Origin of the sequence: Streptomyces celluloflavus, assembly GCA_000720995.1 — a bacterium.
Taxonomy (GTDB): domain Bacteria; phylum Actinomycetota; class Actinomycetes; order Streptomycetales; family Streptomycetaceae; genus Streptomyces; species Streptomyces celluloflavus.
In genome coordinates, this window is the sequence record JOEL01000089.1 from 1 (window position 1) to 14,077 (window position 14,077).

At 74.2% G+C, this 14,077-nt stretch carries 2 protein-coding genes; both read right to left on the bottom strand.

The window, feature by feature from the left end; genetic code table 11:
• Positions 1–6,454: type I polyketide synthase (locus IH09_RS35435; RefSeq protein WP_190233510.1), on the bottom strand; the 6,454-nt coding region annotated here is incomplete at its 3' end.
• A gap of 122 nt (positions 6,455–6,576) precedes the next feature.
• On the bottom strand, positions 6,577–14,077 hold a 7,501-nt coding region (locus IH09_RS39530), incomplete at its 5' end, for a type I polyketide synthase (RefSeq protein ID WP_404827317.1).

Consider the following 14,077-nt stretch of genomic DNA (forward strand, 5'->3'; position numbering starts at 1 on the left):
ACGTCCGCGGCAACACCCCAAACCGCAACGCCAACACCATCTTCATCACACCCGCCACACCCGCAGCCGCCTGCGCATGACCAATATTCGACTTCACCGAGCCGAGCAGCAGCGGCCGGTCCGCGTCCCGGTCGCGGCCGTACGTCGCCAGCAGCGCCTGGGCCTCGATCGGATCGCCCAGCGTCGTCCCCGTACCGTGCGCCTCCACCGCGTCCACATCCGCAGCGGAGAGCCCACCGCTCGCCAGAGCCTGACGAATCACCCGCTGCTGCGACGGACCATTCGGCGCCGTCAGACCATTCGACGCACCATCCTGATTGACGGCCGAACCCCGCAACACCGCCAGGATGTCGTGCCCATTGCGCCGCGCGTCGGACAGCCGCTCCAGGACGAGAATGCCCACGCCCTCGGACCAGCCGACACCATCCGCCGCATCCGAGAACGCCTTGCACCGACCATCCGGCGACAAACCACGCTGCCGCGAAAACTCCACAAACGTACTCGGCGTCGACATCACCGTCACACCACCCGCCAACGCCAACGAGCACTCACCCGCCCGCAACGCCTGAGCCGCCCAATGCATCGCCACCAACGACGACGAGCACGCCGTATCGACAGTCACGGCCGGGCCTTCGAGCCCGAGGGTGTACGACACGCGGCCGGAGGCGACGCTCGGTGCGCTGCCGTTGCCGCGGAAGGCTTCGTACTCCTCGCCGGTGAGGGCAGTGCCGTAGTCGTTGTACATGACGCCGGCGAAGACGCCGGTCCGGCTGCCGCGCAGCGAGGCCGGGTCGATACCGGACCGCTCGATCGCCTCCCAGGAGGTCTCCAGCAGCAACCGCTGCTGCGCATCCGTAGCCAACGCCTCGCGCGGGCTCATCCCGAAGAACTCCGGATCGAACTCACCCGCATCGTGCAGGAACCCGCCCGTGCGGACGTGGGTCCTGCCGGGGCGGTCGGGGTCCGGGTCGTAGAGGCCGTCGAGGTCCCAGCCGCGGTTCGTCGGGAAGGCGGAGATGGCGTCGGTGCCCTCGGTGACGAGGTGCCACAGGTCTTCGGGTGAACGGACACCGCCCGGGTAGCGGCAGGCCATGCCGACGATCACGATCGGGTCGTCGGCGATCGCCGGTAGCGTGCCGGATTCCGGGGCGGGCGGCGCCAACTCGGTTTCGGTGCCCAGCAGTTCGTCGCGCAGATGGTCCGCGAGGGCGTTCGGCGTCGGGTAGTCGAAGACCATGGTGGCGGGCAGTCGCAGCCCCGTCACCGTGTTCAGGCCGTTGCGCAGTTCGACCGCGGTTAGGGAGTCGAAGCCCAAGTCCTGGAACTGGCGGGCCGCCTCGACCTCTCCGGCGTCGGCGTGCCCCAGCACCTGGGCCACCTGGCCACGGACCAGGTCGAGCAGGGCCGAGCGGCGTTCGGCGTCGTTCAGGCCGGCCAGGCGCTGGGTGAGGCCGTCGGCCGTCCGGGAAAGCGTGGCCGCCGCGCGCCGGTGCGGGGTGCGGATGAGGCCGCGGAGCAGCGGGGCGATCTCGCCCTGGGCACGGAGTGCCGACAGGTCGAGCCGTACGGGTGCGACCGCCGGCTCACCGGCGGCGAGGGCAGCGTCGAAGAGCGCCACGCCCTGCTCCACCGAGAGGGGCGGCATACCGGCGCGGGCGATGCGTTCCACGTCGATGTCGGTGAGCGAGCCGGTCATGCCGACGTCCCGCGTCCAGGGGCCCCAGGCCAGTGCGAGGCCCGGCAGTCCGGCGCGCCGCCGGTGCTCGGCGAGGGCGTCGAGGAAGGCGTTGCCCGCCGCGTAGTTGGCCTGGCCCGCGCTGCCGAAGGTGGCGGCCACGGAGGAGAACATGACGAACGCGGAGAGGTCGAGGTCCCGGGTCAGCTCGTGCAGGAGCCATACCGCGTCGGCCTTGGGCCGGAGCACGGTGGTCAGCCGCTCGGGGGTCAGTGAGCCGATGACACCGTCGTCCACGACACCCGCGGTGTGGATGACGGCGGTCAGCGGATGGTCGGCCGGTACGGCGGCCAGCAGGTTTGTCAGGTCGGCGCGGTCGGTGACATCGCAGGCGGCGATTGTCGCGGTGGCGCCCAACTCGGCGAGTTCCGCGATGAGTTGGTCGGCGCCTTCGGCGGCGCGTCCGCGGCGGCTGACCAGCAGCAGGTGCCGTACGCCGTGCGTGGCCGCCAGGTGCCGGGCCAGGACGCGGCCGAGGCCGCCGGTGCCGCCGGTGATCAGGACGGTGCCCTCGGCATCCCAGGGGGTCGTCCCGTCGTGGTCCCGGGGGGCCGGGACGCGCGTCAGGCGGGCGGCCCGCAGCTCGCCGTCCCGCACGGCGAGATCGGTCTCGTCGGCGGTGGCGGCGAGGAACGGGCGGGCCGGCAGCGGGGCGGTCGGGTCGAGGTCCAGGTCGAGGAGGCCGAACCGGCCCGGGTTCTCCGTCCGGGCCGACCGTACGAGGCCGTGGACCGGCGCCGCCGCCAGGTCCTGGCCGTCCAGCGCGCCGCGGGTGACGAAGGTCAGGCGGGCGTCGGCGAACCGTTCCTCGGCCAGCCACTGCTGGACCTGGTCCAGTACGCGGGCGCCGACGGCGTGCGCCGAGGCCACGACTTCGTTCGCGTCGTCGGCGTCAGCGTGCTCGGTGGCGCCCGTCGCGACCGTCAGGACCACGCGGGGCACCGGGCCGTCCGCCGTCGCCAGCGCCGCCAGGTCCGGGTGGACGGTCACCTCGGCGCCGTCGGCCCGTACCGCCTCGGCCAGACCGAAGACGTCCGGGCCGACCACCGCCACGGGTCCGGGGGCGGCCGCCGCGCCGTCGGGGAGCGCTGTCCACGCGACGCGGAACAGGGCGTCCCGTGGCATGGCTCCGGCGTCGGCCAGCTGTTCCTCGCGCAGTGGCCGCGAGACGAGGGAGTCCACCGAGGCGACGAGTCCGCCGGCGGTGTCGGCGACGGCGATGGAGACGGTGTCGTCCCCGGCGCGGGACAGCCGGGCGCGTACCACGGACGCGCCGGAGGCGAAGAGCGTCACGCCCTCCCAAGCGAAGGGCAGTCCGCCCCGGCTGATCGCGCCGAGGTCGGCGTAGGCCGCGGCGTGCTGTGCGGCGTCCAGGAGCGCGGGGTGCAGACCGTACGCGGTGGCCGTCTCCTCGGCCTGTTCCGGCAGTGCCACCTCCGCGAAGACCTCGTCGCCGCGGAGCCAGACGGCCCGCAGACCGCGGAACACCGGCCCGTAGTCGAAGCCGAGCCCGGCGAGCCGGTCGTAGCAGCCGTCGAGGTCCACCGCCGTGGCACCCGCGGGCGGCCATACCGCGGTGTCGAACCCGGGGTCGGCGGTGGTCGCGGCGGTGCGCGGTGCGAGCACGCCGGTGGCGTGCCGGTGCCAGGGGGCGTCGGCCGGGTCGCCGGACGCCGCCGCCTCGGGCCGCGAGTACACGCCGAGCGTGCGGCGGCCCGCGTCGTCGGCGGCGCCGACCCGTACCTGCATCTGTACGGCGCCGCGTTCGGGCAGCACCAGGGGGGCGGCGAGGGTCAGTTCCTCGACACGGTCGCAGCCGGCCTCGTCACCCGCGCGGATCGCCAGCTCGACGAAGGCCGTGCCCGGCAGCAGGACGCGGCCCTGCACGCCGTGGTCGGCGAGCCAGGGGTGGGTGGTGGCGGACAGCCTGCTGGTGAAGAGCAGGCCCTCGCCGTCGGCCAGTTCGACGGCGGCGCCGAGCAGCGGGTGACCGGCCGTGCCCAGTCCAGCGGCGGCGATTCCTCCGGTGTGCGCGGCGGTGCCCGCCGGCCAGAAGCGCTGGTTCTGGAACGGGTAGGTGGGCAGGTCGACCCGGCGGGCGCCGGTGCCCGTGTACACGTCCGTCCAGCGCACGGTGGTGCCGCGGACGTGGACGCGCGCGAGGGCGGTGACGGCCGCGAGTTCTTCGGGGCGGTCCTTGCGCAGCAGCGGCACGATCGCGGCGGTGTCCGGCAGCGAGTCCTGGGCCATGGCGGAGAGCACCCCGTCCGGGCCCAGTTCGAGGAGGGTGGTGACGCCGCGGGTGGTGAGCGCGCGGACGCCGTCGGCGAAGCGGACCGGTTCGCGGACGTGGCGGACCCAGTAGTCGGCGGAGCACAGCTCCGCGCTCGGGGCCGGTTCGCCGGTCAGGTTGGAGATCACCGGGATGCGCGGTGCGTGGTAGGTGATGCTCTCGGCGAGGTGCCGGAAGTCGTCGAGCATCGGGTCCATCAGCGGTGAGTGGAAGGCGTGCGAGACCCGCAGCCGACTGGTCTTGCGGCCCTGTTCCACCAGCCGGCCGGCGATCTCCAGCACCGCGTCCTCGGCGCCCGCGATCACCACGGCCGACGGACCGTTGACCGCCGCCACCGACACCCGGTCGTCCAGGAGCGGACGGACCTCGTCCTCAGTCGCCCGCACCGCCACCATTGCGCCGCCATCCGGCAACGCCTGCATCAGCCGGGCCCGCGCGGCGACCAGCCGGCAGGCGTCCTGGAGGGAGAACACGCCCGCCACATGTGCCGCCGCGATCTCACCGATCGAATGGCCGCCCACGAAATCCGGCCGCACACCCAGCGACTCCACCAGCCGGAACAGCGCCACTTCGACCGCGAAGAGCGCCGGCTGCGTCCAGCCGGTCTCGTTCAGCGCCGCCGCGTCGGTCCCCCACATGACCTCCCGCAGCGGCCGGTCGAGCAGGGGGTCCAGTTCGGCGGTGACGGTGTCGAGGTGGCGGGCGAACTCCGGGAATCGTGCGGCGAGTTCGCTTCCCATGCCGAGGCGTTGGGAGCCCTGGCCCGAGAAGAGTACGGCCAGCGGGCCTTCGCCGGCGGTGCCCCGGGCGATCTCGCGCGGGGGGTGCCCGCTGTCGTCGGCGAGGAACACCGCGCGGTGCTCGAAGGCGGAGCGTCCCGCGGCGAGCGAGAACCCGACGTCCATGGGCCGGAGGCCGGGGTGGTCGTGCAGGTGGGACAGGAGGCGGTCGCACTGCGCGTCCAGTGCGGCCGCGGTCCGGCCCGATACAGCCCACGGCAGGGCCGCCGGCCGTACGTCCGCGTCCGTGGCCGCGTCCTCCGCGGTGGCCTGCGGCGGGGCCTGTTCCAGGATGACGTGGGCGTTGGTGCCGCTGATCCCGAACGACGACACACCGCCGCGCCGGGCGCGGCCCGACTCGGGCCAGTCCATGGGCTCGTGGAGCAGCCGCACGGCACCGGCCGACCAGTCGACGTTCGTCGAGGGCTCGGCGGCGTGCAGGGTGCGGGGCAGCACACCGCGCCGGATCGCCATGATCATCTTGATGACGCCGGCGGCGCCCGAGGCGGCCTGCGCGTGCCCGATGTTGGACTTGACGGAGCCCAGCCACAGCGGACGTTCCCGGTCCTGGCCGTACGTGGCCAGCAGCGCCTGGGCCTCGATCGGATCGCCCAGCGTCGTGCCCGTACCGTGCGCCTCGACCGCGTCCACGTCGGCCGGTGCCAGGTGGGCGCTCTCCAGTGCGGCACGGATCACGCGCTGCTGGGAGGGGCCGTTGGGGGCGGTGAGGCCGTTGGAGGCGCCGTCCTGGTTGACGGCGCTGCCGCGCAGGACGGCCAGCACGGGGTGCCCGTTGCGCTGTGCGTCGGAGAGCCGCTCCAGGACGAGGAGGCCGGCGCCCTCGGCCCAGCCCGTGCCGTCCGCGGCGTCGGAGAACGGTTTGCAGCGGCCGTCCGCGGCCAGTCCGCTCTGCGAGGTGAAGGAGACGAAGGGGCCGGGCGTCGCCATGACGGAGGCGCCGCCGGCCAGTGCGAGCGAGCATTCGCCGCCGCGCAGGGCCTGGACCGCCCAGTGCATGGCGACCAGCGACGAGGAGCATCCGGTGTCGACCGTGACGGCGGGGCCTTCGCAGCCGAGGGTGTAGGAGAGCCGTCCGGAGATGACGCTGGCGGCGTGCCCGGTGGTGGCGTAGACCTCGGCGTCCTCGGCAGAGGCCGTGATGACCTCGCCGTAGTCCTGGCCGGTGGTGCCGACGAACACGCCGGCCTGGCTGCCGCGCAGCGTCGCCGGGTCGATGCCCGCGCGCTCCAGCGCCTCCCAGGCCACCTCCAGCAGCAGGCGCTGCTGCGGGTCCATGGCGACGGCCTCGCGCGGGGAGATCCCGAAGAACCCGGGGTCGAACTCGGCGGCGTCGTGCACGAAGCCGCCGACCTGGGCGAGGCTGCGGCCGGGTCCGTCGCCCGCGAGGCGGTCGAGGTCCCAGCCCCGGTCGGTGGGGAAGTCCCCGATCACGTCCCGGCCCTCGGCGACCAGGTCCCACAGGTCCTCCGGGGAGGTGACGCCGCCCGGGAACCGGCAGCCGATCCCGACGACCGCGATGGGTTCCACGGCCGCCGCCACCAGCTGCTGGTTCTGTTGGCGCAGCCGCTCGATCTCCTTCAGCGACGAGCGCAGCGCTTCGACGTACTGGTTGGTGGACGTGCTCATCGTTCTCCCCGGATCTCTTCCGTAGATCTCGTTCGGTTCGCCGCGTTCGGTCCGCCGAAGGCCGCTGCCCGGTGGCCCTGCCGGCGGGTCGCCGGCAGGTGGCCGTTGTCAGGTCGCCGTGGTCAGGTGGCCGCGTTCCCGCCGGCCAGCCGGAGCAGGCTTTCGCCGTCCATGTCGTCGAGGGACGCCCCCTCGGCGGGTGCCGCCGTGGCGGGGGCCTCACCGTCGTCGTGGGCGAGTTTCAGCACCATCTCCAGCAGACCGGCCTTGCGGAGCCGGTTGAGCGGCACGGACGCCAGGACGCTGCGGAGCTCGGCGTCCGGGTCGTCGGGCCGGTCGTCGTGGTGCGGTTCGGCGGCGGCTCCGAAGAGTGCCGTGTGCAGGTGCTGGGCGAGGGCCGCCGGTGTCGGGTGGTCGAAGACCAGGGCCGCCGGGAGCGGTAGTCCGGTCGCGGTGCGGAGCCGGTTGCGCAGTTCGACCGCGGTGACCGAGTCGAATCCGACGTCGCGGAAGGCGCGGCCCGCCGGGACGGCGTCGGCCGCGTCGTGCCCGAGGGTGGCGGCCGCTTCGGCGCGGACGGCTTCGAGCAGGACGCGCCCGCGTTCGGCGGGCGGCAGTCCGTCGAGCCGCTGCCGCAGCGGTGATCCGGCGGTGTCGGGCCCGTCGTCGTCCGTGCCACCGTCCGTGCCGCCGCCGGCCGTCAGCGCTTGGCGGGCCTCGGGCAGTGCGGCCAGCAGCGGGCTGGGCCGGGTCGCGGTGAAGGTGGGGGTGAACAGCTCCCAGTCCATGGCCGTGACCGTGAGGGCGGTGTCGTCGTCCTCGATCATCCGCTGGAGCGCGGCGATCGCCAGGGCCGGCCGCATCGCCTGGACGCCGCGGCGCCGCAGCCGTTCGTGGACCTCGTGGACGGTGGCCATGCCCGCCTCGGCCCAGGCGCCCCACGAGACGGACGCGGCGGTCAGGCCCGCGGCCCGGCGGTGTGCGGCGAGGGCGTCGAGGCAGGCGTTGGCCGCCGCGTAGCCCGGCTGGCCGCCGCTGCCCCAGACCGCGGCGCCCGACGAGAACAGGACGAACGCGTCGAGGTCGAGGTCTTGGGTCAGTTCGTGCAGATGGTGCGCCGCGGTCAGCTTCGCCCGCATCAGCGCGTCGAGCTGGTCCAGGGTCAGGTCCTGTACGGCGGCGTCGCCGTCGGCCACTCCCGCGGTGTGGAACACCGAGGTCAGCGGCGCGTCGGCGGGGATCGCCGCCAGTACGGCGGCGAGCGCCGGGCGGTCGGCGGCGTCGCAGGCCACGAGGGTGACACGGGCGCCCAGGCTCTCCAGCTCGGCCCGCAGCTCGTCGGCGCCGGGGGCGTCAGGACCGCGCCGGCTGGTGAGGACGAGGTCGCGGGTGCCGTGTGCCACGAGCCACCGGGCGACGCAGCCGCCCAGACCGCCGGTACCACCGGTGATCAGTGCCGTACCGCGGCCCTGCCAACGGCGGGCGGGGGCGCCGGCCGTGGGTGTGGCGTGCACCAGGCGGCGGCCGTAGAGGCCCGAGGGGCGGATCGCCACCTGGTCCTCGCCGTCGAGGCCCGCCAGTACGGCGGTCAGCCGGGCGGCGGCCCGCGCGTCCACGGTCCCGGGCAGATCGACCAGTCCGCCCCAGCGGTCCGGGTGTTCCAGGGCGACGACGCGGCCCAGGCCCCACAGGGCGCCCTGCACGGGGCGGGTGAGCCGGTCGTCGGGCCCGGTCGAGACGGCGCCGCGCGTCGCGCACCACAGCGGGGCGTCGAGTCCGGCGTCGCCCAGCGCCTGGACGAGGGTGAGGGTCAGGGCGAGGCCGCGGGGCACCGAGCCGAAGCCGGTGTGCCGTTCCTCGTCGGGCGCCAGCAGCGACAGCACGCCCGCGAACTCCGTTCCGCCGGCGGCGAGTCCGGCCAGCCGGCCGGCCAGCGCGGTGCGGTCGGCGGCGTCGAGTTCGCAGCGGACCGTGTCCGGGCCGAGCGCGGCGACGCAGGCCGAGACCCAGGTGTCGTCGGCCGCACCGGCCGGGACCACGGCGAGCCAGGTGCCCGCCGGGCGGCCGGGTCCCGGCTCGGTCAGCCGGGTCCACCCGATCCGGTAGCGCCACGCGTTGACGAGGGAGCGCTCCCGCGACCTGGTGCGCCAGGCCGACAGGCTGGGCAGTACCGCGCCCAGTGACGACCGGTCGCCGCCCGCCGCGACGCCCAGTTCGTCGGCCAGCGACTCCAGGTCACCGTCCTCGACGAGGGACCAGAACGCGGCGTCGGCCCCGTCTCCGGTGCCGCCCGTCGGCTCGTCGGCGGGCTTCTCCTGCGGCCAGTAGCCGCGGTGCTGGAAGGCGTACGTGGGCAGGTCCACCTGCCCGGAGCCCGCGCCGAGACCGGCCGTCCAGTCCACCGCCGCCCCGTGGACGTACGCCTCGGCGAGGGAGGTGGAGAAGCGCCGGAGGTCGCCCTCGTCGCGGCGCAGCGAGCCGAGCACGACCGCGGGGCCGGCGGCGTCCGCGGCCGCTTCCTGGGTCTCCTGGACGGGTGCCGCGAGTACGGGGTGCGGGCTCACCTCGATGAAAAGCCGGTGCCCGTCGGCCAGCAGCGCCCGGGTCGCCTGCTCCAGCTGCACGGTCTGCCGCAGGTTGGTGTACCAGTACGCGCCGTCGAACGCCGCCGTCTCCAGTCGTCCGCCGGTCACCGTCGAGTAGAACGGCACCCGCGGGGGCGTGGGCCGGATGTCGCCCAGCACGTCGGCCAGTTCCGCGCGCACCGCCTCGACGTGTGCGCCGTGCGAGGCGTAGTCGACGGTGACCCGGCGGGCGCGTACCTGCTGTCGCTCGCAGGCGGCCAGCAGGGCGTCGAGGGCGTCGTTGTCGCCGGAGACGACGACCGAGGAGGGGCCGTTGACGGCGGCCACCGAGAGCTGTGCCGCCCAGGGGGCCAGCAGTTCGGTGACCTGTGCGACCGGGGCGGCGACGGACATCATGCCGCCGCGCCCGGAGAGCTGGGGCAGGGCCTGGCTGCGCAGCGCCACGACGGCGGCGGCGTCGTCCAGCGACAGGCCGCCGGCCACGTACGCCGCGGCGATCTCGCCCTGGGAGTGGCCGACGACCGCGGCGGGTTCGACGCCGTGGGAGCGCCAGAGTTCGGTCAGCGCCACCATCATCGAGAACAGCGCGGGCTGGACCACGTCCACCCGCTCCAGCAGCGCCGGATCGCCCTCGCCCGCCAGGACGTCCCGGAGCGACCAGTCGAGGTACGGCGCCAGCGCGTCGGCGCAGGCGTCGATCGTGGCGGCGAACACCTCGCTGGACGCAAGGAGTTCACGGCCCATGCCCCACCACTGGGAGCCCTGGCCGGGGAAGACGAAGACCGGTCCGGCCGCGCCGCCCACGGTGCTGCCGCGCACCACGCCCGCCGGGTTGGTCGCCGCGGTGGCCAGGGTGTCGAGGCCGCGCAGGAGGCCGTCGCGGTGCTCGCCGAGTACGACGGCGCGGTGCTCGAAGGCGGTACGGGTGGTGGCCAGGGCCCGGCCGACCTGCGCGGGTGACAGTTCGGGGTGTGCGTGGGCGTGGGCGAGGAGCCGGGCGGCCTGTGCGCGCAGCGCCGGTTCGGTCTTCGCGGAGAGCAGCCACGGCACGATGCCGTCGGCGTCGGGCTGTTCGGGGCCGTCCTGCGGTTCGGCGGGGGCCTGTTCCAGGATCAGGTGCGCGTTCGTGCCGCTGATCCCGAACGAGGAGACGCCGGCGCGCCGCGGCCGCCCGTCCTGCGGCCAGTCGGCCTGCTCGGTCAGCAGCGACACCGCGCCGGCCGTCCAGTCGACATGGGACGACGGGGTGTCGGCGTGCAGGCTCTTCGGCAGTACGCCGTCGCGCATGGCCATGACCATCTTGATCACGCCGCCCACTCCGGCGGCTGCCTGGGTGTGCCCAATGTTCGACTTGAGCGAGCCCAGCCGGAGCGGGTGTGCGGGGTCCCGCTCCTGGCCGTAGGTGGCGAGCAGGGCCTGCGCCTCGATGGGGTCACCGAGCTTGGTGCCGGTGCCGTGTGCCTCGACGGCGTCGACATCCGCCGGGGACAGTCCGGCGTTGGCGAGTGCCTGGCGGATGACGCGCTGCTGCGCGGGGCCGTTGGGGGCGGTCAGGCCGTTGGAGGCGCCGTCCTGGTTCATCGCGCTGCCGCGCACGACGGCCAGTACGCGGTGTCCGTTGCGGCGGGCGTCGGAGAGCCGCTCCAGCAGGACGAGGCCGACGCCTTCGGCGAGCGTCATCCCGTCCGCGTCGTCGGCGAACGCCTTGCAGCGGCCGTCGTGGGCGAGGGCCCGCTGCCGGCTGAAGCCGACGAAGGCGTGCGGGGTGCCCATCACCGCGGCGCCTCCGGCGAGCGCGAGGCTGCTCTCGCCGTTGCGCAGCGACTGGCACGCCAGATGCAGCGCCACGAGCGAGGACGAGCACGCGGTGTCAACGGTGACGGCGGGCCCTTCGAGGCCGAAGAGGTAGGACACCCGGCCGGAGAGCACGCTGGCGGCCGTACCGGTGACCATATGGGCCTCGGCATCCTCGGCCGCGGCCTGCACGCTCGACGCGTAGTCCTGGTAGCTCGCGCCGATGAACGTGCCGGCCGTGCTGCCCCGCAGTGTCTCGGGGCTGATCCCGGCGCGTTCGAACGCCTCCCACGCGGTCTCCAGCAGCAGCCGCTGCTGGGGGTCCATCGCGACGGCCTCACGCGGGGAGATGCCGAAGAAGACGGGGTCGAACTCGGCGGCGTCGTGCAGGAATCCGCCCTGGAGGGAGTAGGTGGTACCGGGCCGGTCCGGATCCGGGTCGTAGAGTCCCTCACCGTCCCAGCCGCGGTCGGCGGGGAAGCCGGAGATGACGTCGGCGCCGTCGAGGACGAGCCGGTGCAGTTCCTCGGGCGAGGTCACCCCGCCGGGGTAGCGGCAGCTCATCCCGATGATGGCGATCGGGTCGTCGTCGGGCACCGCGGCGGCCGCCGGCGAGGCGGCGGCGACCTGCCCCGTCCCGTCGATCGTGGCGCGCAGGAAGCCGGCCAGCGCGACGGGGTTGGGGTGGTCGAAGACCATGGTGGTCGGCAGGGTCAGTCCGGTGGCCGTCACCAGCCGGTTGCGCAGGTCCACCGCCGTGACCGAGTCGAAGCCCGCATCGCGGAACGCGCGCCGCTCGGGGGTCGCTTCGGCGGAGGCATGGCCCAGGACCGTCGCGGCTTCGGTACGGACCAGCTGGAGCAGCAGCCGTTCCTGCTCGGCGGGGGCGAGCGAGCGCAGCCGGGCCGCGAACTCCCCTTCGCCTGCCGGTACATCGCCCCGCGCGGCGGTGGACTCCGCCGGCCGCCGGACCTCGGGGATCTCGTCGAAGAGGGTGGTGGGGCGGACGGCGGTGTAGACGGGGTGGTAGACGTCCCAGTCGATATCGGCGATGGCGAGGGCGGTCTCGTCGTCGTCGAGGGCGCGCCGCAGCCCGGTCAGGGCCAGCTGCGGGTCGAGGAACTGGAGGCCGCTGCGGCGGATCTGGTGCGGGTCGGCCAGCTCGCGTGCCAGGTCGTCGGGCCATTTGCCCCAGTGCAGGGAGGTGGCGGTCAGGCCGCGGGCGCGCCGGTTGTCGGCGAGCGCGCCGAGGAAGGCGTTTCCGGCCCCGTAGGCGGCGTGCCGGCCGCTGCCCCACATCCCGGCGGTGGACGAGTACAGGACGAACGCGTCGAGTGCGTCGTTGTCCAGCAGCTCGTCCAGGTGCCGGGCGCCGGTCACCTTCGCGTCGACGACCCGCGCGAACTCGTCCAGGCCGGTCTCCGCCAGGGAGTTCAGGTCGATGACCGCGGCGGAGTGCACGACCGTGCGGACGGTGTGCCCGTCGGCCTTCAGTCCGGCGAGCAGTGCGGCGACGGCGTCGCGGTCGGTGATGTCGCAGGCGACGACGGTGGCCTCGGTGCCGGACTCGGCGAGCTCGGCGACGAGTTCGGCGGCTCCGGGGGCGGCCATACCGCGCCGGCTGGTCAGCACCAGGTGCCGGGCTCCCTCGGCCGCGAACCATCGTGCGAGGTCGGGGGCGAGGGTGCCGGTGCCGCCGGTGATCAACGTGGTACCGCGAGGCGTCCAGGTACCGGCCGGACGACGCTCCTCGGCAGCGGCCCGCACAATCCGGCGCGCGAACACCCCCGAGGCGCGGACCGCAAGCTGATCCTCACCACCAGCCCCCGCCAGCACAGCAGCAAGCCGCTGCCCCGCCCGACGGTCCACCACCACCGGCAGATCCACCACCCCACCCACCCGCTGCGGATGTTCCAGCGCCGCGGTCCACCCCACACCCAACACCTGCGCCTGATCGGGGTTGATAACCCGGTCCGAACGCCCCGTGGACACCGCGCCCCGGGTCAGGCACCACAGCGGCGCCTCCAACTCCACGTCACCCAGGGCCTGGACGAGCGCGACGGTCAGCGCCAGCCCGACGGACAGACCGGGATACCCCTCACTCGGCTCCTCCGCACCGGCCAGCACGGACACCACACCCGCAAGATCCCCGACACCGGCCAACCGCTCCACCAACACCGCACGATCCACACACGCCTCATCCAGCACCAACCGCCGCACCTGCGCACCACCGTCAGCCAGCGCGGCGCTCACGTCCTCGTCCTCGACGCCCTCGGCAGAGACCAGCAGCCAGACACCGGTCAGCGCAGTCTGCGGCGGGCCGCTCAGCGGGGTCCAGGTGACGCGGTAGCGCCAGGAGTCGACGGTGGACCGGTCGCGGCGGGCGTGGCGCCAGGTCGAGAGGGCGGGCAGCACGGTGGCGAGGGAATCCTCGTCGATCCGCAGGCTGGCCGCGAGGGACGCCGTGTCCTCCTTCTCGACCGCCGTCCAGAACGCGGCGTCGGCCGGGTCCGCGGCGGCGGCCTCCTCGGGTGCGGACGGCAGGGCCCAGAACCGTTCGTGCTGGAACGCGTACGTCGGCAGCTCGACGCGGCGGGCAGCCGTACCGGCGAAGACGGCCGGCCAGTCGACGGGAACGCCGCGGACGAACACCTCTGCCAGGGACAGCAGGAAGCGGTGCATGCCGCCCCGGTCCCGGCGCAGCGTCCCGGTGGCAACCGCTGCCTCGCCGCTGGCGTCGATCAGGTCCTGGACCCCGACGGTCAGCACGGGGTGCGAGCTGATTTCCAGGAAGGCCCGGTGGTGGGCGCCGAGCAGTTCGCGGACGGCCGGTTCGAACTGCACCGTCCGGCGCAGATTGCGGTACCAGTAGCCGGCGTCCAGCTCCGTGGTGTCGAGCCAGTCGCCGGTGACCGTCGACAGGAAGGGCACCTCGCCCCGCCGGGGCTGTACGGGGGCGAGTACGTCGAGCAGTTCCTCGCGCAAGTCCTCGACCTGCGCGGAATGCGAGGCGTAATCCACCGCGACCCGCCGGACACGGACCTCCTCCGCGCTCAACGCCTCGAACAACTCGTCCAACGCACCCGGCTCACCCGAAACCACCACCGAACGCGGCCCGTTCACCGCCGCGACAGACACCCGCCCGTCCCACGCACCGAGGCGCTCCTCCACCTCGGCCACCGGCATCGGAACGGACATCATCCCGCCCCGCCCCGCCAACCGCCGCCCAATCGCCTGACTCCGC